General features: G+C 43.4%; 21 protein-coding genes. 18 read left to right on the forward strand and 3 right to left on the reverse strand.

Translation table 11 applies throughout. The annotated features are described in order from the left end of the window. Positions 1-82 precede the first annotated feature (82 nt). Together MKX60_RS11080 and MKX60_RS11085 are read left to right on the forward strand one after the other, a co-directional pair. Entirely contained in the window at positions 83-1,180 is a 1,098-nt protein-coding gene (locus MKX60_RS11080) for an LCP family protein (protein WP_042190896.1), read from the forward strand. A gap of 101 nt (positions 1,181-1,281) precedes the next feature. After that, positions 1,282-1,734 (forward strand): pyridoxamine 5'-phosphate oxidase family protein, encoded by a 453-nt coding sequence (locus tag MKX60_RS11085; RefSeq protein WP_076299659.1) that lies wholly within the window; start codon positions 1,282-1,284, stop codon positions 1,732-1,734. Positions 1,735-1,763: 29 nt separating this feature from the next. Here the strand turns inward: MKX60_RS11085 and MKX60_RS11090 are convergent, their stop codons facing one another. Further along, on the reverse strand, positions 1,764-2,339 hold the full coding sequence (locus MKX60_RS11090) for a YhcN/YlaJ family sporulation lipoprotein (RefSeq protein ID WP_042190892.1): 576 nt from the start codon (positions 2,337-2,339) through the stop codon (positions 1,764-1,766). Between the two features lie 105 nt (positions 2,340-2,444). Between MKX60_RS11090 and MKX60_RS11095 the strand changes: the two genes are divergently transcribed. Beyond that, complete coding sequence (locus tag MKX60_RS11095) at positions 2,445-3,776, forward strand: PhoH family protein (RefSeq protein WP_042190890.1); 1,332 nt, start codon at positions 2,445-2,447, stop codon at positions 3,774-3,776. A 385-nt stretch (positions 3,777-4,161) separates the two neighbouring features. After that, complete coding sequence (locus MKX60_RS11100; RefSeq protein ID WP_341059791.1) at positions 4,162-5,388, forward strand: extracellular solute-binding protein; 1,227 nt, start codon at positions 4,162-4,164, stop codon at positions 5,386-5,388. Here the strand turns inward: MKX60_RS11100 and MKX60_RS11105 are convergent. Together MKX60_RS11105 and MKX60_RS11110 are read right to left on the reverse strand one after the other, a co-directional pair. Continuing rightward, complete coding sequence (locus MKX60_RS11105) at positions 5,380-6,507, reverse strand: coiled-coil domain-containing protein (protein ID WP_262495767.1); 1,128 nt, start codon at positions 6,505-6,507, stop codon at positions 5,380-5,382. The genes MKX60_RS11100 and MKX60_RS11105 overlap by 9 nt on opposite strands. A 327-nt stretch (positions 6,508-6,834) precedes the next feature. Further along, the gene (locus MKX60_RS11110; protein WP_042130273.1) at positions 6,835-7,071 is read right to left on the reverse strand and encodes a DUF2626 family protein; all 237 of its coding nucleotides are present in this window, start codon (positions 7,069-7,071) and stop codon (positions 6,835-6,837) included. 345 nt (positions 7,072-7,416) lie between these two features. Here MKX60_RS11110 and MKX60_RS11115 point away from each other — a divergent pair, with 345 nt between their 5' ends. From MKX60_RS11115 to MKX60_RS11180, 14 genes are all read left to right on the forward strand, one after another. Then, positions 7,417-8,067: an RsfA family transcriptional regulator gene (locus tag MKX60_RS11115; protein WP_042130271.1), complete on the forward strand. Its 651-nt coding sequence runs from the start codon at positions 7,417-7,419 to the stop codon at positions 8,065-8,067. Between the two features lie 164 nt (positions 8,068-8,231). After that, the gene (locus tag MKX60_RS11120; RefSeq protein ID WP_341059793.1) at positions 8,232-9,194 is read left to right on the forward strand and encodes a ketopantoate reductase family protein; all 963 of its coding nucleotides are present in this window, start codon (positions 8,232-8,234) and stop codon (positions 9,192-9,194) included. Positions 9,195-9,215: 21 nt separating this feature from the next. Then, complete coding sequence (locus MKX60_RS11125; RefSeq protein WP_076284770.1) at positions 9,216-9,602, forward strand: DUF3397 domain-containing protein; 387 nt, start codon at positions 9,216-9,218, stop codon at positions 9,600-9,602. 151 nt (positions 9,603-9,753) lie between these two features. Continuing rightward, on the forward strand, positions 9,754-11,463 hold the full coding sequence (locus tag MKX60_RS11130; protein WP_076284769.1) for a peptide ABC transporter substrate-binding protein: 1,710 nt from the start codon (positions 9,754-9,756) through the stop codon (positions 11,461-11,463). Positions 11,464-11,685: 222 nt separating this feature from the next. After that, positions 11,686-12,618, forward strand: coding sequence for an ABC transporter permease (locus MKX60_RS11135; RefSeq protein ID WP_042190878.1), 933 nt, complete (start codon positions 11,686-11,688; stop codon positions 12,616-12,618). A gap of 33 nt (positions 12,619-12,651) precedes the next feature. Continuing rightward, positions 12,652-13,566: an ABC transporter permease gene (locus MKX60_RS11140; protein WP_042194363.1), complete on the forward strand. Its 915-nt coding sequence runs from the start codon at positions 12,652-12,654 to the stop codon at positions 13,564-13,566. An 11-nt stretch (positions 13,567-13,577) separates the two neighbouring features. Continuing rightward, the gene (locus tag MKX60_RS11145) at positions 13,578-14,573 is read left to right on the forward strand and encodes an ABC transporter ATP-binding protein (RefSeq protein ID WP_042190876.1); all 996 of its coding nucleotides are present in this window, start codon (positions 13,578-13,580) and stop codon (positions 14,571-14,573) included. Continuing rightward, entirely contained in the window at positions 14,570-15,490 is a 921-nt protein-coding gene (locus MKX60_RS11150; protein WP_042190873.1) for an ABC transporter ATP-binding protein, read from the forward strand. The genes MKX60_RS11145 and MKX60_RS11150 overlap by 4 nt, the downstream gene beginning before the upstream one ends. A gap of 231 nt (positions 15,491-15,721) precedes the next feature. Beyond that, positions 15,722-17,353 carry a bacillithiol biosynthesis cysteine-adding enzyme BshC gene (bshC, locus tag MKX60_RS11155; protein WP_341059795.1) on the forward strand — a complete coding sequence of 544 codons (1,632 nt, stop codon included), beginning with the start codon at positions 15,722-15,724 and terminating at the stop codon, positions 17,351-17,353. A 122-nt stretch (positions 17,354-17,475) separates the two neighbouring features. Then, positions 17,476-18,747, forward strand: a complete 1,272-nt coding sequence (locus MKX60_RS11160; protein WP_179085783.1) for an adenosylhomocysteinase — start codon at positions 17,476-17,478, stop codon at positions 18,745-18,747. Positions 18,748-19,111: 364 nt separating this feature from the next. Continuing rightward, the gene (mraZ, locus tag MKX60_RS11165; RefSeq protein ID WP_036683674.1) at positions 19,112-19,549 is read left to right on the forward strand and encodes a division/cell wall cluster transcriptional repressor MraZ; all 438 of its coding nucleotides are present in this window, start codon (positions 19,112-19,114) and stop codon (positions 19,547-19,549) included. Positions 19,550-19,585: 36 nt separating this feature from the next. Next, positions 19,586-20,539, forward strand: coding sequence for a 16S rRNA (cytosine(1402)-N(4))-methyltransferase RsmH (gene rsmH, locus MKX60_RS11170; RefSeq protein ID WP_042190866.1), 954 nt, complete (start codon positions 19,586-19,588; stop codon positions 20,537-20,539). A 23-nt stretch (positions 20,540-20,562) separates the two neighbouring features. Next, positions 20,563-20,955 carry a septum formation initiator family protein gene (locus tag MKX60_RS11175; RefSeq protein ID WP_076284765.1) on the forward strand — a complete coding sequence of 131 codons (393 nt, stop codon included), beginning with the start codon at positions 20,563-20,565 and terminating at the stop codon, positions 20,953-20,955. A 45-nt stretch (positions 20,956-21,000) separates the two neighbouring features. Then, positions 21,001-23,232, forward strand: coding sequence for a penicillin-binding transpeptidase domain-containing protein (locus MKX60_RS11180; RefSeq protein WP_341059797.1), 2,232 nt, complete (start codon positions 21,001-21,003; stop codon positions 23,230-23,232). Positions 23,233-23,251 lie beyond the last annotated feature (19 nt).

A 23,251-nucleotide genomic window follows, 5' to 3' on the forward strand; every position in this document is an offset into this window, starting at 1 on the left:
CGAAACTTTTACTGCTTATGCAACGTCTATTTAAGTGTAGCAATTTTAATTCCAAATGAAATGAAGAGGACTTTATTCTACTATGAGTACACGAAACAGCAGTTTACCTCCACGAGCAAGTGGTCAACAACCGAATAATAGAAAACAGCCTGTGAAGGGTGCTCCTAAGAAAAAAAAGAAGAAACCGCAAAAGAGAGGCTTTTTTGGCAGATTAGTTAGAATCCTGTTAACCTTACTCATTATTGCGATTCTTGGCGTATTGGGCTACGGGGGCTATCTGTATTGGAAACTTGAAAATGGGGTCTTTAATGCAGGTAGTAAAGGAACGGTTGCCCCAGGACATTCGGCTACAGAAAAACCACTGACGATGCTTATCCTGGGTACGGATAATAGACCAAAACATCAATCTAGATTGACAGATGTTATTATGGTTGCAGCGCTTAATCCTAAGACGAAATCAGCAACCATTGTCTCTCTTCCACGCGATACCTTAGTTGAGCTCAATGGATACAAGCAAACGAAGATTAACGAATTCTATGCTCGCTTTAAGGGGAAAGAAGATTCTTCTGGCATTTTGGCAGAAGATGAGATGAAGACAATGATGGGCAAATATCTAGATATTGACGTAGATTATACAACGATTCTGGATTTTCAAGGCTTCCGCGATGTGGTGGACGAGCTTGGTGGAGTCAAAGTCAACATTAGCGATAATATGTGTTATACAGACAGCGTTGACGGTACGAATATCAATTTGAAAAAAGGTCCGGCGGAGCTTGATGGAGATAAAGCGCTAGATTATGTGCGATACCGTAAATCTAATTGCAAGCCTAAGACTAAGGGTTCAGATGATTTTGATCGGAACAAACGTCAGAATGAGGTCCTTCATTCACTGGTGGATCAGATGCAATCGCTTGGTGGAGTATTAAAAATAGGCAAGGTACTTGACGCAGTGGATAGTAATATGAAGACTGATATCGAAAATTCGCAGATAAAAGATATGATTGCGACTTATTGGAAGATTTCCAAAGATGATATCGAATTCAAGCCCGTGACTGGAACGTGGCGAAGTCCGTATGTATATATTAATGATGAGGAGCTTGAGGCTGCCAAGAAAAGCTTGCAGGATCGATTAGCAGGAGTTTCTGCTAATTCCACTTCAGAATCCACTGAGGCGCCTTAAAGTCCTTAATAACACTTCGCCCTAAAATTGAATGCAAGTTTCAGCCTGTGCTATAATATAATAAATTGAATGAATTTACGCCGCATAGGGGGCCAGTACTTATGTCCGAAGCCGTTGCTCAGCTGAACGAAACCTTGTTATCGATGCTGCAATCGGAAACTTTTGTTCTTCTCAACACAGTTGATGCGGAATCAGGAGGTCCAACGTCCACGGCCATTTCGTGGATTTATGCAGTTAGTCCTAGTACTGTGCGTCTGGCTGTAGATCATCGTTCCAGACTCGTGAACAACATGAAGGTCAACCCGTTAGTAACCGTCACTGTGTTCGGTGAGGGTACTGTCTATGCTATTAACGGCAGTGCCGTTGTAAAACAGGATCCACTTCAGGATGTACCTTTCAAGATGTGCTGCTTTGATGTTGAAATTATGGCGGTGCGTAACGCGCTTTTTTATGGAGCGCAGCTTGAATCCGCCCCAAGATATGCAAAGGTTTATGATGGACGTGCCGCTGAGAAGCTGGACGGACAAGTATTTGCTGCCATGAAAAAAGCCTAGTGAGAATATCACTGGGCTTTTTTTGTCCTCTACTGTGCATTTTTAATCGGCTTAGTATCCTCTGGCAGCTGCGGCATGATTCGACCGATGATATCAGCCAGTTCGGATGAGAATCCGGAAATTGGATGTCCCTGAGAGATATGACGGCTCATGTCCGCTAAGCGGCTGGAGAGATCCATATCGGCAGTGACAAGTGCACGTACGCTTCTAGGGTCTTTGCGGATAGCTTCCGCTACAGAATATTTAATGCTTCCAACACGTGATCGGTCTAGAGAACCTTCTACGTCAAGACCTACAATGGCTACCTTGTTCATGACTACACAGTGTGCACCATTCACACCAGGAACTCTTTTGGCCAACTGTTCAAAATGGTCCTTAAGTGCAATTTCACTTTCGCCCTTAACACTGACGGTGTGACCAGCTTTTGAGGTGGCCTTAGGATTAGTTGCACCATCGTTGGCCAATTGCCGAACCTCATGGTTTCCCGTACCCTTTACAGCATTCGCAGATTGTTTATTCTGAGGAGAGGGTGATGTCTTTTTATTAGCGATACCGCAGCTTGTCAATAGCAGCAGTACCAGCAACAGACACATTGATTTTCTCATATGTGATTACTCCTTTCAGCCAAGATCGTTTCTGTACCTTATCTTTTCCCTTGGCGGAAAGAGTTATGTATGATCAATCAAACCAGGCGCTGTGGAGGGGATAATATGAACAAGATATTTGTGCTAGATACCAACGTGCTTTTGCACGACCCCAATTCGATTTTCTCTTTCAAGGAGCATGAGGTGGTTATTCCGGCGGTTGTGCTGGAAGAAATCGACTCCAAAAAGCGCAACGCTGACGAAATCGGTCGAAATGCCCGCACGGTTTCCCGATTGCTCGATGGACTTCGTGAGCTAGGTCATTTGCATAGTGGTGTGGAGCTGGAGCATGGAGGCAAGCTGAAGGTAGAACTTAACCATCGCAGTTTTGTGAAGGTACAGGAAATGTTTGGTGAGGTATCTAACGACAATCGGATTTTGGCTGTAGCTCTCAACTATTTAATCGAAGAGAAAGAGAAGCCTGATCCGCGTCCCGTAGTGCTTGTGAGTAAGGATGTGCTGGTTCGCATTAAAGCGGATGTGCTAGGAATTACGCCAGAGGATTACTTATCAGATCGTACTGGAGATTTAAATGAACTTTACACTGGTTACCAATCTCTGCAGGTACATCCGGCATTGATTGATGAATATTACAGTCACCGCTCTTTAACGGTTAAACAGCTCGGGTTGTCGTATCCCTTGTACCCTCATGAATTTGTGATCCTCAAGGATGAGATAGGCACGGGCAAATCAGCTCTTCTCAAAGTGAATAGTGATGCGACCCGTCTGGAGCCGCTTTATCTGGGCAATGATTCAGTTTGGGGGATCAGCGCCCGAAATGCTCAGCAACGAATGGCATTGGAGCTGCTTCTCAATGATGAAATCCCGCTTGTAACCATTACGGGTAAGGCTGGTACAGGGAAGACATTATTGGCGCTTGCTGCCGGACTATTCAAAGTTGAGGATGAGCATAAATACAAAAAACTGCTTATTGCTCGTCCAGTAGTTCCTATGGGTAAAGACATTGGTTATTTACCCGGAGAGAAGGATGAGAAGCTCAGACCCTGGATGCAGCCTATTTATGATAATCTGGAGTTTCTGTTCGACACCAAAAAAGCTGGCGATATCGATAAAATCTTAATGGGCTTAGGCAGCATTCAGGTAGAAGCCTTAACTTATATCCGTGGCCGTTCAATCCCTGCGCAGTTCATTATTATTGATGAAGCTCAGAACCTTTCCCGTCATGAGGTGAAGACAATCGTCTCCAGAGCGGGTGAAGGAAGTAAAGTGATTCTTATGGGTGATCCGGAGCAAATCGATCATCCGTATCTGGATGCTGCGAGTAACGGACTTAGTTATATTGTTGAGAAGTTTAAGCAGCAAGGGATTAGCGGACACATTACTTTGGAAAAAGGCGAGCGTTCCCGCTTGGCCCAATTGGCAGCGGATCTTCTCTAACCTTCAATCCTCTTTTCAGCCGGGAGAAGCATACACTCCCGGCTTTTTCCTGCCCGCCCAGAAACGTCGGAGGGAATTAACGGTTGTGGTGCCTTAGATTGAGCGCGGTCAGCGGAGGGGGAGGAATTGTTCTGTAGAAGCGTTAGCGCTCGCCTTTGTCTCCGGATTTATACCGTTTAGGAATATAATCCATAAATCTGGAGACAACAGCGATCGGAAGAATAATCCGCACACGGAGCGCCCTTAGCGCTAAGATCACCCAGTCTTTTAATTGTCTTCGTCGATTCCCCTATATAATAGAAAGAGAACGTTTTCACATTCTAAAGACAAGCAGCGGCTGGTTTGGTAAAATAGGGGTGACGAATCATGGGGAAGGTGGGGAATTGTGCTGAAACGCAAAAATTATTGGCTGCTTTTTGCAATTTTACTACTATCGCTGACAAGCTTGTCGCCCAGTATGGAATTGAGTACCAATAACGACCCACATCCTATGAAAAAACCACAAAGTCAGTCGACAAACCCTTCTTCAGGGGAAGAGGGAACTATAGATAGCCTGCGCATAACAGTATCGTTAAATAGTGAGGAATTCAATGAACTGGAGCTTTTAAGCAATCGTTATACTTTAGAAAGTGGAGTAAAGGTAATATTAAGAAATATTGATAGCGAGGATGCAGACGAAGTTTTGAAGCATGATCTAACCATCGGGGATAGCCCGGATATCGTTATGGCGGATGGACGAAGTATTCTCGACTGGGCAACACGTGGATATTTATTGCCGGTGGATGTGTATCAGAGCATTCCGGGAACTGCACCGTTAACTCAGTTAATCCCATGGATGCAATGGAACGGATATAATTGGGGAGTGCCGCTGGATATTGACCCTTATGTACTTGTTTATTCACCACAGCGTCTTGTGGAACTGGGATTCACTACCTTACCAAGAAGTCTGGAACAGTGGAACACGTTGCTTCAGAATGTGCTTAAAGAGCAAGGGAAATATTTGCTCGCAATGGATACACGTAATCCATATGGATTATCCGCTGTTATGGAGAGTATGAACAGCAGCTTGCTATCGGATAACCAAGAAGTGATAAATTGGACTCAGAATGCTCGCAGTTATTTTTACCTTACCAGTCGATATAACAAAGATGTTTGGGATATGTTTCAGAGCGGAAGCGTTGCTGTTGCTGCTCTACCGCTATCTGAGTGGAAAAAACACGGGAATTCGTCTTTAGTTGCTGAAGCACCACTGACCGCAAGTAACGGAAGAGGACTTGAATCTTATTACAGCCGTTCCTTTGCACTTCCAGCTCAATCCCCAAATCCAAAGGAAGCCGTGAATTGGCTGACGTTTATCACTTCTGAGGATTCTCAAATGGATTGGCTGGAGAACACGGGAAGCTTGCCTGCGCTGGATATCCTATATCGTTCAGAGCATGATTTCAAATATAGGCTTCCTTTTGGAGTCGAATTATTACTGACAGAAGAAACCGCCCCGGAGGTCGAATTCCAAGGCGGCTGGAGTAAGATTGTTGAAGCAGTATCCTTACTGCTTACAGGAAAAATGGATGCGGCCGGGTACAAAGATTTCATCAAGGAAGGCTTAGAATGAGATAGAAAGTTTAACTTGGAGGACGCCTTCTTTACTATCTACTTCTGTGGCGCGGAGGAAAGAAACGATTTTTCCAGGGTAAAAGCCTAAATCAAATTCCTCCTCAAGTGTTCTTCTAGTGGTATCAGGTAATTCGAGACCATTAAATACAACATGATCTACTTGGAATATAAGTCCGTTGATGGGTTCTTCCTGTATGATGTAGTGACCGGTTAATGAAAGGGCTAAAGCTCCACTTTTTCCTGTGGCAGTAATCGTTCCGTCATTAAAATGAAATGCGAAATCGTTAAATAGCTTATTCTGGGACTGAAGGAATTCGTTTAAATCCTCTTCCTTCAGATTCAGAACATAAGTCATCCCCTTACGAGTAAGAACTCCCTCTCGATTCTGGACAAACTGCGGTAATTTATTCATTGCGGAAGACAATGCTTTGAAGTAGGTCTTTACCTCGCGCAAACCAATATTCTCCCAATATAATGTGAATTCTTGAAGTAGAGCGCTCATATTATCAGGATCACTACTGTCTTTAATCCCGCCTTCAATTTCTTTATTGAGCGCGGCTACCCGAATTTTCTGTTCCTCCAGAGCGGTTCGCAGCTGTGCAAGATCCTTCGAGCTGCGCTGTGCAGTCTGGAGGGTCTTCTTTAGATCCTTATATTGGTCCTCGTATTGTGTGAGAATGTTGCGGTCATTTCCGATAATAATTTCATAATAATCGAATAGTGCCAGGAATCTGCTAATGCTCTTCGCGGATAGAAATGCGGCCAAGAGACCGTCTCTATCCCCCATATAATAAGAACGAAGGACCGCGCCTGCACGCTCTTGTTGGTTTGCGATGGCAGATTTTTTCTGGATAGCTTGCTCTTCTAGGTAATCTACCTTTTCTTCAAGCGCTTTTTGTTCAGCTGTAATCTTGATGATCTCCCGTTCGATTTCTGCGGAAGATAAGGTCTGCTCCAGAAGTTTACGGGTTTCTTCATTATCTGGTATAGAGGAATTGAAAAAAGAACCGCTAGGATCGGCAGACAGGTACATCGTAGATTGTAACGGAAACAATGTACAGCAGAAGAGAATTAGTATGGTTGCCATCATGCGGCTTTGGGCATTGCGGGAGCGCACCACACCACCACCTTTTTTTGAAATTTAAGATAAAAATTTATCTGTTTCACTCCATAAATCATCCTTCTATTTCTCGTAGAAACGGAAACTGTCTGTAAAAGACGGCAAAACCGGTTCTTCCTGAATGGATATATGTATGTACTAATAATATGTTTAACCCTTCTAAAATAGCATACATACAAAAAATCCCCACAAAGTGAGGCTATCCTTCAATGCGTACACAGGTATTTGAGGGACCTCATATATAATATATTAACTGATAAACAAAAAAACGGAAGTGATCCTTATTAGATAAGGACCTCATCCGCTTCAAGAGAGCACTGCAATTTATAGTGGAAGACCCATTTGAAAGATCGTCCAATAGCTGAAACCGGTGAAAGTCAAAATCATGTATGCCCAGAAAAGTAGGACATAAGTTTTTTCAGTAAACTTCAAATAACCGAGAATTACGAAAAAAGCGGTTTGCAAAAAGAAAAGCAAGGCCATTTCTGTCAGACCTCCGGCGAAAGCCATCAATCCAATAGCCAATGTAAAAAAACCTAATACCCGAAACATGCGGTCCAAGAGAGAGTCCCCCTTCCAGTATGTATCTCACGAATATTCCTTCGACTTATTATACCCGTTCAGTAAAAATGTGTAAACGAATTCATTGAAAAAAATACACTAATCTTGAAAAAATGTGATTTTTATAATTGACTGAAGTGATTAGTGCTTGAAAAAAGAGAATTTATTACTTAAAGCGTATGATGTGGGCAGATAATGGAAATACAATTTAGTATCAAATAGATTCTATGAACTCTATGAGAAGCATAGAAATGGAGTAAGCAGCTTTTATCCCTATTCACTACCCGGCAGAGCTGTCGGTTATGGAGATGGTTATTTCAAGATGTTGTTAGGAGGTTTGGTTGGATGACAGCCGTTAGACAGGATGCTTGGAGTGCAGAAGATGATCTAATACTGGCAGAAGTAACCTTGCGCCACATTCGGGAGGGCAGTACACAACTTGCTGCTTTTGAAGAAGTGGGTGAGAAAATCGGCAGAACGTCGGCTGCTTGCGGATTCCGCTGGAACAGCTGTGTTCGAAAAAGCTATGAAGGTGCAATTGGAATCGCTAAAGGCCAACGTCAAAAGAGAAGTTACCTGAAAAAGCAACCGTCGGTAAGAGGAGCGCAGGTAGCGGGTCTGATTCTCGGGGATACCGATGAGGAATTCGGACGAGGCGAAGGATTAAGTGAAAACACATTATCCATTGATGCGGTTATACGTTTCCTGAGACAATGGAAAGGTACGATCCAGGAGGCAGGACGCCAGCTGAAAATGCTGGAGAGAGATTTGCGCGAGAAGGAAGATGAATTAACAGAATTAAGATCTGAGAATGAGCGGTTGTCAAAAGAGGTTAATCTTGCTCAAAGTGACTACCGGGTAGTCAATGATGATTACAAAGCTTTAATTCAGATTATGGATCGTGCGCGTAGGCTAGCTTTCTTAAACGAAGAAGAAGAAGAAATGAAGACTCGTTTCAAAATGGATGGGAACGGAAATTTAGAACGTATTGAATAAAAGATAGGCAAACTAAAACACCCGTAAGTGGTTCGCTTTATTAGCGCCATTTGCGGGCGTTTTGGTTTTGTATTGTCATTTATGGAGGACGACAACGGCGGTTCTTCTTGGTATATTAAGGCTATACTTAGAAAAATTGCGCTTGAGATCAACAGGAGGATCAGATGAAAATCGATATAATCGGTGCGGGTTCACTTGGGCTGCTTTTGGCAGGGAGGCTGACCCAGTCCGGGAATGAAGTGAGATTGTGGTGTCGAGGGGTAGAGCAGTACCGGAAATTAAAAGATGAGGGCTTAACTGTGAGCTATGAGGATGGGCGCGATCCAATTTCGATTTCGGGGGATCGATTTGTGTCCGCACCAATAGAGGGATTTGCAGATGCCTATCTCCGTGAGCCCAGTGATTGGATCATAGTAACGGTTAAACAGGACATACTACATAATGTTTTACCTGAATTTCTATCCCCTCTTAGGGAACAACAGGTACACATCATTTGTTTTCAAAATGGCATTGGACATATGGAGATGCTCAGTAACTTGCTGCCGAAAGCAAATTTATATGCTGCCGTAACAACAGAAGCTGCGAAGCGAAAGTCTTTAACTGAGGTCATTCATGCAGGTGCGGGGGAGGTATGGATAGGGAAATGGAGCTTAAAGAATGGACAAGCCCATAGTATACATACTGATTTACAAGTGAATTATTTAATAGAAGTTCTCATTATGGCAGGATTCTCAGCCTTTTTGTCGAATGAAGTGGATACCATGATTTACCGGAAGCTCCTAATCAATGCCGTTATTAATCCGCTCACAGCGATTTGGCGTATTCCAAATGGTGAACTGCTTGCTTCAGAAGAGCGCCTGCAGTTAATGAGAGAACTTTTTAGAGAAGTTACTATGGTATATGATGCCTGCGGAATTACTTATGATCATGATGCGTGGGATAACATCCTTAAAGTGTGCAGGACAACGGCTGGCAATACTTCGTCCATGCTGGCAGATGTTCTAGCTTCAAGAAGCACAGAAATTCATTGGATCAATGGAAGTCTTGTAGAAATGGCAGAACGCACTGGAACATTGGTTCCTTTACATCGCTTGATCTGCCAATTAGTAGAGGGAATAAAGGTATGATCTCGGAGGAGAGGTGAAGCTATGGGATTGCTGATGAATTCGGTTGTTACTTTAAGCTTGATTCCAATAATACCGTTTTTAATTGTTTATTTCATTGGAAGAGGCTTAAAAAAAGATAAAAAGAAAACTTTTATGCTCGCTATGGACGTGACTACATTTTTTTTATTATTATCGGTCTCCGCATTATTTAACAACTTGTTTAATAACGGTTTTGGGTTTTATCTTATACTACTTATTGTATTAATATCCACTGGATTGATTGGCGGCGCTCAGAATCGACTGAAAGGAAAAGTAGATGGGAAGCGGTTATTTCGGGCAGTTTGGAGACTTTCCTTCTTTTTTATGAGCGTCGGATATTTATTATTTATGTTTGTAGGGCTAATTAAGTACATATCACAAGCGATGTAATGTTCCACTGCTCCGGTGAAGCGGCAACGTCACAAAAGTTTAAAGTTTTAATAAAAAAAGAATTTTCTGAAAACATACCACTAGATTTTTTTGACCACTGGTTGTATAATCATAAACCATATACCACATTCTATTTAGGGGGAACTGCTAGATGAAGAAGAGTAAAAGTCTATTGCTAATGCTTGCATTAGTACTTGTTATCGGCACAGTGCTTGCTGGCTGCGGCGGAAACAACGCGAACAGCGGCAATAAAGGTAACGCTGGTAACACTGGTAACACGGCAACTGGTAATGCGGCTACAGAAGAGAAATTGGCTGCGGACCAAACATTGAGAATCAACCTAAGCTCTGAGCCTCCGACATTTGATCCAGGATTGGCACAAGATAGCCAAGCTAACACAGTCCTGAAGACTATGTATGAAGGTTTGACTCGCATGAATGATGAATCTGGTCAAGCTGAACCAGGTGTTGCTGAAAGCTGGGACATTTCTGCTGACGGTCTGGTATATACTTTCAAACTCCGTGATTCACAATGGAGCAACGGCGATCCTGTAACAACAGAAGACTTCGTTCGCGCTTGGAAACGCGTGCTCGATCCTGCTGCTGCATCTGCAGCGCCTTACGCTTATCAATTGTACTACATCAAAAACGCTCAAAAGTATTACAACAAAGAAATTACAGATTTCAGTCAAGTTGGTGTCAAAGCGGTTGATGAGAAAACTCTAGAAGTTACTCTTGAAGCCCCAACTCCATACTTCCTTGGATTGCTTTCCTTCTATACTTATTACCCAATTCACAAATCCACTGAGGGTAATGCTAAATGGGCAACAAGTAAAGACAGTATGATCGTTAACGGTGCTTTCACTCTTACTGAGTGGACTACTGGACAAACGCTTGTTGTATCTAAAAATGATAAATATTGGGATAAAGATGCCATTAAACTTAGCAAAATCGACTTCTCCCTTGTAAACAGCGGTGCAACTGAACTACTCAGCTACAAGAATGGTGAATACGATCGTGCCGGTGGACCAACTGGTGAAATTCCATCAGAACAAATTCCAATCGTGCAAAAAGAACTTCCAAAAGAATTCAGCCGTAAAGGTATTGCTTCCGTATACTACTACGAATTCAATATCACTGAAAAACCTTTCACAAACGCTAAAATCCGTAAAGCTCTTGCAATGTCCATTAACCGTCAAGCTTTGATTGACAATGTAGTACAAGGTGGACAATTCCCAGCATTCGGTTATGTACCTCCGGGTATCGCTGGTGCTGATGGTGAATACCGTACAGCAGTTAAAGATAACTACTTCACTGAAGATCTAGAACAAGCTAAAACTTTGCTTGCTGAAGGTCTGAAAGAAGAAGGTATGGATAAACTGCCTACATTCTCTTTGACTTACAACACAAGTGAAGGTCACAAGAAAATCGCTTTGGCGATTGCTGATATGTGGAAAAACAATCTTGGTATCGACGTGCAAACCGTTAACCAAGAGTGGGCTGTATTTATTGAAAACCGTCAAAACCTGAACTACCAAGTTGCACGTGCTGGTTGGACTGCGGATTACAATGATCCAATGACTTTCCTTGATATGTGGGTAACAGGTGGCGGTAACAATGATACTGGTTACGCTAACCCTGAGTATGACAAATTGATCAGCGAAGCTAAAGCAAGTACTGACTTGAAAGTACGTCAAGACAAGTTTGCAGCAGCTGAGAAATTGCTCATCGAGCAAGATCAAGTTTTGATTCCTTTGTACTACTACACTAACAACTCCCTGACTAAAGAGTACCTCAAAGGTGTTACTCTTGACTTCAGTGGTGCAATTGACTTGACTCGTGGATACTTGCTTGAGCACTAGGATTTAGCTCATGTAATTTAAACAGAATAGTTAGTTGACTGAAGTAACACAATACTTCGGGATATATATGTGGAACTCCATATATATCCCTTTTTTTTGTATTTCCGTCTATTTGTTATTTATTGTTATTTATAACATATTTAGAAAATGGACAAAAATCCGTTTTTTTCATAAAATCAATATAATGCTCTCAAAAAATTTGTCGGAGGAGGTGTGATGGGGATGGTTCGTTATGTCGCAAATAAATTCTTCTATATGTTGGTTTCATTATTTGTACTGATTTCAGCAACTTTTTTCTTGATGAAAGCTATTCCAGGGGATCCGTTTACTTCTGAGAAAAAAGTACCGCCAGAAATTAAAGCGCGTTTGATGGAGCAATATGGTCTGGACAAGCCGCTCTCTCATCAGTATTTTAAGTATTTAGGTGATATTATCCAAGGTGATCTGGGTGTATCCATGAAACGCCTGAATCAAGATGTATCACATTTGATCGGTCAAACCTTTTCAGCGTCGCTGAAGCTGGGACTCGTCGCAATTGTTGTGGCGGTTATTGTTGGGGTTCTTCTCGGCATGTTAGCGGCACTCTATCACAGAAAGTTTCTTGACAGCGCCGCGATGGTGTTGGCAGTTCTGGGGATTGCGGTTCCGAGCTTTGTAGTCGCGTCATTATTACAGTATGTGTTCGCTTTCAAATTGGGTTGGGTACCGGTTTCAGGTTTTAAAGGGCCAATCTATTATTTCCTTCCTGTAGCAGCGCTCTCGGCACAGCCAATAGCATTTATAGCGCGCTTGACACGTTCAAGTATGCTTGAAGTTCTGAATGCGGATTATATCAAAACGGCTAAGGCTAAGGGATTAAGCTGGATGGCTATTCTAAGCCGTCACGTACTTCGTAATGGTATCCTGCCGGTTGTTACTTACATGGGACCTATGACAGCTAACATCGTAACTGGTTCGGTTGTTATCGAGCAGATCTTTGGTGTTGGGGGTATTGGTAAACAGTTCGTGGAAGCGATTGGTGTCCGTGACTATACCGTTATTATGGGGATAACCATTTTCTATGGTGTACTACTCATGGTGGCCCGTTTCATTACTGATATTGCTTATGTATTGATTGACCCACGTATGAAATTAAGTGGAGGAAAGGAGGGCTAAAGAGTGGCATCTGATAATAACTTGTTAAAGAACATGAATCTAAAACCGGAAGACTTTCAAAAAGTCGGTGTAGATGAAAAAGAAGCCGAGGTAATTCAGCGGGAGAGTCTCTCTGCCTGGAAAGATTCTTGGCAACGGTTGCGTCAAAACAAAATGGCGATGACCGCGCTTGGGATTCTAGGCTTGATCGTGCTTGCAGCGATTATCGCTCCTTTATTCTCGAAATATAACTATTACTCCAATGACTTGATGAATACCAATAAGCCCCCTTCCTCCGATCACTGGTTTGGAACGGATGATCTTGGACGTGATATTTTCGTTCGTACTTGGTACGGCGCACGGATCTCCTTGATCGTTGGTCTAGCTGCGGCAGCCATCGACTTGTTTATCGGTGTTATCTATGGAGGTATTATGGGCTTCTTCGGCGGCCGTGTAGATAATATCATGAACAAATTCTCTGAAATTTTGTACTCCATTCCTTATCTGCTTGTTGTAATTTTGCTTTTGGTTGTGCTTGAACCAAGTCTTGGTACCATCATCCTGGCCTTAACCATCACGGGTTGGATTACGATGTCGTGGATTGTACGCGGTGAAATTATGCAGCTCAAGAATCGCGAGTTCGTATTGGCTTCTCGTTCCATGGGTGCAGGTTCTGCGAGACTGTTGTTCAAACACCTTCTGCCGAACGCAGTGGGTCCGATTATTGTAACGATTACACTTTCTGTACCAAATGCAATTTTTGCTGAGGCTTTCCTAAGCTTCTTGGGTCTTGGTGTACAAGCTCCTATCGCTTCACTTGGATCTATGATTAACGATTCACTCACCGGTTGGTTGTACTATCCATGGCGCTTCCTGTTCCCTGCCATTCTGATCAGTTTAACCATGCTTTCTTTCAACATTTTCGGTGATGGTCTTCGTGACGCGCTTGATCCTAAGCTGAAAAAATAGGAGGGTTATGGATGGAACCTATTTTACAAGTCAAAGATTTGCATGTTTCGTTTTTTGTTAAAGGCGGAGAAGTGCAAGCTGTCCGTGGTATGAATTTTGAAATTGGCAAAGGTGAAACGGTTGCCATCGTCGGCGAGTCCGGCAGCGGTAAGAGTGTAACTGCACAATCGATTATGCGGTTGATCCCTTCCCCACCCTCTAAAGTGAAAAAGGGAGAAATTATTTTCCAAGGACAAAATCTGCTAGACAAAAGCATGAAAGAAATGGAATCCATTCGCGGTAAAGATATTGGCATGATTTTTCAAGACCCGATGACTTCTTTGAACCCAACCATCAAAGTGGGCAAACAGATCACTGAAGTTTTGATTAAACATCAGAAAATGTCAGCGGCCGAAGCGAAAAAGCAAGGTATTGAGATGCTCAAATTAGTTGGCATCACAAATGCTGAGGCTCGCTTTAACCAATATCCCCACGAGTTTTCAGGCGGTATGCGCCAGCGTGTAATGATTGCAATCGCGCTAGCCTGCCGTCCGGCTTTACTCATAGCGGACGAGCCTACAACGGCTCTTGACGTAACCATTCAGGCGCAGATCATGGAAGTTATGAGAGAGATGCAGCAAAAACTAGGTACCTCCATCATTTTGATTACCCATGATCTTGGCGTCGTTGCCGGTATGTGTGATCGGGTTATTGTAATGTATGCAGGTGAAGTTGTGGAGACCGGAACAAGATGGGAAATCTTTAAGAATCCACAGCATCCATATACCAAAGGTCTGCTGCGCTCGATGCCGCGTCTGGACCAAAAGAAGGGCGAGCCGCTCATTCCGATCATCGGCACACCGCCAGATCTGATCAAGCCGCCGATCGGCTGTCCGTTCACCGCGCGTTGCAATGAAGCAATGCATGTTTGCGAACAAATCGATCCCGGCGCCACAGAATTCAGCGAAACGCATATGGCGCGTTGCTGGAATCTGCATTCGATGGCCAAGGAGGTGCAGTACTCTTGAGTAAGAACCTAATAGAGGTAGAAGGTCTTAAGAAATATTTTAATGTAGGTCAAGGCAAGGTTCTTAAGGCTGTTGATAATATTAACTTCTCCATCCGTGAGGGCGAGACGCTTGGAATGGTAGGGGAATCCGGTTGTGGTAAGACTACTGCTGGACGTACAATTCTTCGCTTGTATGAGCCAACTGCCGGAAGTGTGAAATATAATGGTACAGACATTTATAAATTGCCTTCTAACAAAATGAAAGCAATGCGCCGTGACATGCAGATGATTTTCCAAGATCCGTACGCATCACTTAACCCGCGTTTTACGGTTTCTGATATCATCGGCGAGGCACTGGACATTCACGGAATGGCTGGCAGTCGTGCAGAACGTAAAAAACGGATCGAAGAGCTGCTCGATATGGTTGGTCTTAACCATGATCACGCTACTCGTTATCCGCATGAATTCTCTGGTGGACAACGCCAACGTATTGGGATTGCCCGTTCGTTAGCGGTAAATCCTAAGTTCATCGTTTGTGATGAGCCGATTTCCGCGCTTGACGTATCCATTCAGGCTCAGGTCGTAAACTTGCTTAAAGAATTGCAAGATCGTCTGGGATTGACTTATCTTTTCATCGCGCATGATCTGTCCATGGTTAAACATATCAGTGATCGCGTAGCAGTTATGTATTTGGGTAAAATGGTAGAATTGGCGGAAAGTGAAGAGCTTTATGCAAATCCTATCCACCCTTATACCAAATCTCTCTTGTCAGCTATTCCAATTCCGGATCCGGAAATTGAAGTGAACAAGAAACGTATTCACTTGCATGATGAGCTTGGTAGTCCTATTTATTCTGCTAACGAAAAGAGCAATGATAGTGACTTTGAATTAGTAGAAGTATCCAAAGGACACTGGGTAAGCAAAAAATTTGCTTAAATCTATAGCGAGTATTAGACAGGCGGGAGCGTTATGCTCTCGCCTCTTGTATGTAGTGGGGATATTTAATAATCATTTTAATGGATAAGAAAATAAAACGGCTGCTCTTGCATTGCTTTTTTGCAGGTATGTAATTCTTTTGACGCGGCACCTAACTTTGGATACAATCATATAGAGTTTACGAACTTGGATTTACATATAACTGCTCAGTAGAACTGGAGGCACTAGCAAATGAATATTGTTAAGGAACCGCTCCGGGGTGGATCTGCACTCGCGCGCGACTATATAGAAAATTTTGAGAAGGTTAGTCATTTGTATGGTGGGGATTTCCGAAGCAAAGAGAGTCGAAGCATTCGGGCAGAATGGCTGGATCGTAGTGATGGTCTCCGTGCAGACCGGACACAAGTTGCTGCATGTCTACGGCAATATAATGAAAAGCATAATTCACATGATGCGGTGATGTCTTCCCTGGCACTTTTAGAACAGCCGGGAACGTTAGTGGTTACTGGCGGACAGCAAAGCGGATTATTTACAGGACCACTACTTGTAGTATATAAAGCAATGACAACCATTATGGCGGCAAAAGAAGCAGCAGAACAGCTCGGTCGGCCTGTAGTCCCATTATTCTGGATTGCAGGAGAGGATCATGACTGGGATGAAGTGAATCATACGTATGTATTGAATCGTACGCAAGAGATTACAAAGATTAAGATAGAGAAATCAGATGAGAAACGCTCCTCGGTGAGTAATATTCGTGTAGAAGATGAAAGCTGGCAGCAAGTAGTGGAACAGCTGGATGCGCTACTTCAAGATAGTGACTTTAAACCGCAAATTATGGAATTTATTCGATCTTCTTCGTTTAGAGCAGATAGTATGACGGATGCTTTTGCCAAGCTGATGGGTTCTTTATTTGGTAAATTTGGTCTGATCCTGCTCGATTCTGCTGATCCTAACCTTCGTAAGTTAGAAGAGCCTTTCTTTACTTCGCTAATTATGCAGAATGATGCACTGGAAACAGCGTACATGAATTCTGCTTCTGATATCGTGAACGCTGGGTATGAGCTTCAAGCTGACGTTACGGCAGGCAATGCCAATCTCTTTTATATACATGAAGGTGTACGATTGTTGCTTCATAAGAAAGATGGCGTTTTTGCCGATCGCAAGGGCCAGGTATCGTTCACCCGGGATGAACTACTGGAGGAAGTGAAGGTTCATCCGGAACTATTCAGTAACAACGTGCTGACACGTCCGCTTATGCAGGATTATGTGTTGCCGGTTCTAGCAACGGTGCTAGGTCAAGGTGAGATTGCTTATTGGGCCATTCCGCATCGTGCGTTTGAGATCATTGGGGGACAAATGCCCCTGATCATCCCGCGAATGTCTTTCACAGTGGTGGAAGGTACGCTTCATAAGCATATGGATAAATATCAACTAAGCTTTGAGGACGTAAGACAGGGACTAGATCGTAAAAGACATGAGTGGTTGGCTGCACAGGATGAGCTGGGGATTGAACAACGTTTCGAAGAAACTAAAGCTACTTTCTCCGCCATGTACGAACCACTGATTGAGCAGCTTGGAACCATTCAGGCAGGTCTGCTAAAACTAGGGAATAACAATAAAGATAAGATTTTAGATCAGATCACTTTTTTACAAGCGAAAGCCCAAGATGCAATGGCAAAACAGAATGAAGCTGCAATCCGTCAATGGGAGCGAATCGAGCTGTCGTTAATGCCACTGGGTAAACTGCAAGAAAGAGTGTACAATATCATGTATTACTTGAACCGCTACGGACTTCCATGGTTAGATGAGCTGATGGCTATTGAACCGGATTATAGTGGGACGCATCGTATCATTTATATGTAGAGAAGTATTGCTCCATAAAACAAGGAAGAAACGCTCACAAAACTTGGATTATGCTTACGAAGCGAGTTTTACTGCGAAGTAAAACATAGAAGTATCGCTCCATAAAACTTTTAGGAGGTTTCATTATGAGTTCATCAAAACAAAATAGTATCGTGGCTGATATGTCACTCGCACCCGAAGGTCATTTGAAAATCGACTGGGTTCGTCAACATATGCCGGTATTGAACCGTATCCGTGAGCAGTTCGAAGCTGAACAGCCATTCAAAGGACTAAAAGTATCTATTACACTTCATTTGGAAGCTAAAACCGCTTATCTGGCGAAGGTAGTCAAAGCAGGCGGTGCAGAAGTAACCATTACTGGATCGAATCCACTGTCTACACAGGATGATGTATGTGCGGCGCTTGTAGAGGACGGAATTACCGTATTTGCTAAATACAACCCGTCACCTGAAGAGTTCAAAGCCCTTAATATCAAGGCGCTGGAAAGCAAACCGGATTTGATTATTGATGATGGTGGGGATTTTGCTACATTGCTGCATTCGGAGCGTCCTGATCTAATGGAGAATATTCGTGGGGGTGCTGAAGAAACAACAACCGGCATCATTCGTCTAAAAGCTCTTCAAAAGCAAGGTGTGTTGAAGTTCCCAATGGTCGCAGTAAATGATGCTTATTGCAAATATTTGTTTGATAACCGCTATGGCACAGGCCAATCCGCATGGGATGGAATTATTCGAACAACCAACCTGATCGTTGCGGGCAAAACCGTAGTTGTTGTCGGATACGGCTGGTGCGGTAAAGGTGTTGCTATGCGTGCCAAAGGTTTGGGCGCAAAAGTGGTTGTCACAGAAGTGGATGCTATTAAAGCCGTTGAAGCACATATGGACGGTTTCGAAGTTATGCCTATGCTGGAAGCTGCTAAGGTTGGTGATTTCTTCGTTACAGTAACTGGTAATCGTTATGTCATTCGCGGTGAACATTATGATGTGATGAAGGATGGCGCAATTATGTGCAATGCAGGTCATTTCGACGTTGAAGTGAATAAGCCTGAATTGTCTGAAAGATCCGTATCTCAGCGTACTGTTCGCAAAAATATCGAAGAGTACCAGCTTCACGACGGACGTAAACTATATCTGCTTGCAGAAGGCAGACTTGTAAATCTGGGTGCTGCGGATGGACACCCTGCCGAAATTATGGATACGACCTTTGCGCTACAAGCGCTGTCGTTGAAATATGTAAATGATAATTATAAGAGCATCGGCGTAAAAGTTGAGAATGTTCCTTACGAGCTGGATGAGCAGGTAGCACGCTACAAGCTGCAAAGTCTGGGCATTAACATTGATAGTCTGACTCCAGCACAAGTGGATTATTTGGACAGCTGGAATCTGAACGATTAATTACGGAACGCACAACAATAAAGTATATTAACCAAGTGTACCTTGAACTGAAGCAACTTTTGTAAAATATAAGAGAGTATAAGTTTTACGCTATACATTATCCTTATATTTCTCGCTTAAACGCTTCGGCGTCCTTATAAGGACACCGAAGACGTTTATGCTTGAAAAGCCATGCAGCGGACAAGATTCCGATTGTATGGCTTTTTTCTGTGGCGAAATGTTTTTTGGGTAACGATCCATCTGATTTAGCAAAAAATTCCTTTCACCAGAAAAAGGTTTTTGATTTTTAATGGCGAATCTATTATGCTTAAGTGGTGAAAAGTGGGGTAAAGTGGGGATTCGGGGATTAGGGGTGGGAAAAAGGATGTTCATGGGAGAGTATCAACACAGCATTGACGACAAAGGCCGAATTATTATTCCGGCTAAACTCCGTGAATTGCTTGGAACCTCCTTTGTGACGACCCGTGGTCTAGACTCCTGTTTATTTGTTTATCCCATGGAAGAATGGGCAATCATGGAACAAAAGCTAAAAAGCCTTTCACTGATGAAATCAGATGCCCGTGCATTCAGTCGCTTTTTTTTCTCAGGCGCAACAGAATGTGTATGGGATAAACAGGGAAGGGTAAATCTGCCGGCCAATTTAAGGCAGTATGCCAAACTGGACAAAGACTGTGTTATTCTGGGCGTTTCGAACCGGGTGGAAATCTGGAACAAAGAGCTATGGGAGCAGTACTTCGAACAGTCCGAGGAATCGTTCAACGAAATTGCCGAAAAATTGGTGGATTTCAATTTTGATCTATAAAACACAATATCGAATACTGTCCTGGAGGGATGCAGCTTGTTTCACCACATCACGGTGCTTAAAGAAGAAGCGACAGAAGGGCTGCACATCAAAAAAGACGGAATCTATGTAGATTGCACTCTCGGTGGAGCAGGCCACAGCGCACTAATTGCTTCCAAACTTAGCGGCGAAGGCCGATTAATCTGTTTGGATCAAGATGATTGGGCTCTGGAGAACGCAAAAGAAAGACTAGCTGAATACGGAGACAAGGTTGTACTCATTAAGACCAATTTCCGTGATCTGGAGAGTGTACTTAAGGATGTGCCCTTTGTACCACAAAAAGATGGCATTCCCCAAGTGGATGGGGTCCTCTTTGATCTTGGCGTATCCTCTCCCCAGTTTGATGAGGGAGAACGCGGATTTAGTTACAATCATGATGCTCCGCTGGACATGCGAATGGATCAGACGGCGCTATTAACGGCTGCTGATATTGTGAATACGTGGTCTGAGCAGGAGATTGCCCGTGTGCTTTTCCAATATGGAGAAGAGAAGTTCTCGCGGAGAATTGCTAAGAAAATTGTAGACAGAAGAGAAGAAAGTCCTGTGGAGACCACAGGAGAATTAGCTGAGCTTATCAAGGAAGGTATTCCGGCGGCTGCACGAAGAACGGGAGGACACCCCGCTAAACGTAGCTTTCAAGGTTTACGGATTGCTGTAAACGACGAGTTGGGTGCTTTTGAAGAAGGATTACATAGCGCAGTACGTTGCCTTGCACCAGAAGGTAGAGTATCCGTTATCACTTTTCATTCACTCGAGGACCGAATTTGCAAGCAAATACTAAGCAGCTATTTAAGCAGATGTACATGCCCGCCTGACTTTCCGTTTTGTGTATGTGGCGCGAAAGGCACGCTTAAGTTAATCAACCGCAAACCGCTTGTGCCTTCTGAAGAAGAGCTTGAGCTTAATACTCGAGCCCGTTCAGCTAAGCTGCGCATTGCAGAAAAATTGTAATTGACGATAAAGGAGAGTCAGAGATGGCCTATACCCGCGGCAATTTAGCAGTTCAGCCCAAAAGAAAAGAAGAGGTAAACCCCCTTTACCGCGAGAAGACAAAAGTAGTTACCAAACGAAGAGTACTTCCGCTGCAAGAGAAACTTTTGTATATGCTGACGCTAGGAGTATGCGTTTTGGTGGCTATCACCCTGATTTCACGTTACGTTCATATTTATGATTTGAACTTGCAGGCCCAGAAATTAGATAAGGATATAGCGACTGCTAAGAAGCAAATTTCCACGTTTGAGATGGAGAAGCAGAACTTGGAGCAGAAGGTTGCCCAAAAGGCAAAGGATCTTGGATACGTAGCACCGGATGAAAATGCTACAATCTTTATTCCGGCGAATCCGATATCGACAGAAGGCGATAATTAGTGAGCGATTGGCAAGATCGCAATAAAAAAATTGTGAGGTTCGCTTATGGTAAAGAGAATAAAACTTCGCACGCTGTTTATAGGAGGGTGTATTACCCTCTTTTTTCTTGTTTTGATAGCTAGAGTGTTCTGGATTCAAGTTATGGAGGGCTCAGAATGGCAAGAAAAGGCTGCTACACTTTGGGCGCACACTTCGACTATCAAAGCAGAGCGAGGAACGATTTCTGACCGTAATGGGAGTGTGCTCGCAAGTGATGTCCCTGCTTATACTGTGGTTGTAAACCCGGCAGTCATTGCTGAAAAGGGAATTGGTGATGAGGTCGTCAAGGGATTGCATGAGCTACTCGGCAAGCCAGAAGATGAGCTGCGGAAACTGGTTGAAGCGAAAGACGAGAACGGTAATTACCTCAAGAATCGTGAGGTTCGTAACGAAGGCTGGAAGATCGATCAGGAACTTGCGGATAAGGTGAAAGAATTTTATGTAGCCCTAGGTAAAGAGCATAAAATTCAAGAGACTGGGATTGGTCTTGTTAGAGAGCAGAAACGATATTACCCTAAGGGTTCGCTTGCTGCGCATATATTAGGCTATACAGATCGAGATGGCAAGGCGATTATGGGTCTGGAAAAATCCCTGGATGAACAGCTTAAGGGAGCCGATGGCAAGCTGCTTTATCAAAGTGACGGTCAAGGGGTTAAGCTGCCGGATTCAAAAGATACCTATAAACCTGTAGTAAATGGAAGTAATTTCAAGCTTACAATCGACAGTACAATCCAGCAATATATACAAGCGGCCATGGAAAAGGCATATGCGCAATATAAGCCGAAAAGTATGAGTGTCATTGCTGCTGATCCGAATACGATGGAGATTTTGGGGATGGCGAATATGCCTACCTTTGATCCTAATAAATATATGGATACGGGTGCTGATGCAGCGGGTTTCTACAATCATGCTATCAAATCAACTTATGAGCCCGGTTCGACCTTCAAAATTGTAACACTTGCTGCAGCTGTAGAAGAGAAGCTTTTTGATCCCGTAGCTACATTTCTGTCAGGATCTATCAGAATTAAGGGATACAGTAAGGCATTACATGATATTAATCGTGCCGGCTGGGGGCAAATCAGTTTCCTGGAAGGTGTGAAGCGGTCTAGTAACGTTCTTTTTGTAAAACTTTATGAAATGCTCGGACAAGATAGACTTTTACAGTATATTGATGATTTTGGCTTTAATGGGAAGACAGGAATCGATTTGCCAGGGGAAGCCAGTGGGGTCGTTAACCCTAACCTTGGACGTCCTATCGAAATTGCTACACTTGCATATGGGCATGGTAAAGTGCTAGTTACCCCGCTTCAACAATTGGTTGCTGTATCTGCTATCGCCAATGGTGGGAAACTGATGACTCCATATGTGGTAAAAGAGGTTACGGACCCAAACACCGGTGACACTAAGGTTACTCAGCCTAGTGTAGTGCGTCAGGTGATTGATGAGGCAAGCGCCAAGAAAACCGGTGAATACTTGGAGCAGGTAGTTGCCGACCAAGTCAAAGGTACAGGACGCAACGCTCACATAGAAGGTTACCGTGTCGCAGGTAAGACAGGAACGGCTATCAAGGTTGAAGGTAAGGACTACGTGAAGTCCAAAGTACTGGTCTCCTTTATTGGTTATGCGCCTGTGAATGATCCAAAGATCGCTGTTATTGTTATTATTGATGAACCGAACGTTGAGGTTGGCGGCGGTAAAGCTGCAGCTCCTGTATTTAAAGAAATCGTATCTCAGTCTCTGCAATACATGGGAGTTCCAAAGTTAGCGACTGAAACTAGCGATAAGGATAGTAAAAAAACAGTTGAATCTGAAGCGCCTGTGCTCCGGACCACACCTGATCTGATGGGCAAAACGATGAAAGAAGCAAGAGAGACACTTCTGGATCAAGGATTTGATTTTGAAGTGGTCGGTGAAGAAGCTTCTGTGGAAACCCAATATCCAGAGGCTGGAACGAAGCTTGCTCAAGGACAGCGTATATACCTATTAAGCAAGCAAGGGGACAAGCCTACCATTCCAAAATTACAAGGAGAGTCGCTGCGTGATGCGCTTGAGATTCTAACACTTCTAAAAGTGGAGATTGCGGTAGAAGGCGAAGGATATGTCTCGGAACAGATTGAAGGAACAAAGAACGGCAAAACATTGGTTACTTTGAAGCTGAAACCATTAAATGATAAGAGTGAAGAGGATCCTACAACTTCGACTGCTGATGAGGGTACGGAATCGGAGAGTGGGCCATAGGCTTGTTCTAACCCCTGTT

The organism is Paenibacillus sp. FSL R5-0914 (genome assembly GCF_038004525.1).
Taxonomy (GTDB): domain Bacteria; phylum Bacillota; class Bacilli; order Paenibacillales; family Paenibacillaceae; genus Paenibacillus_AQ.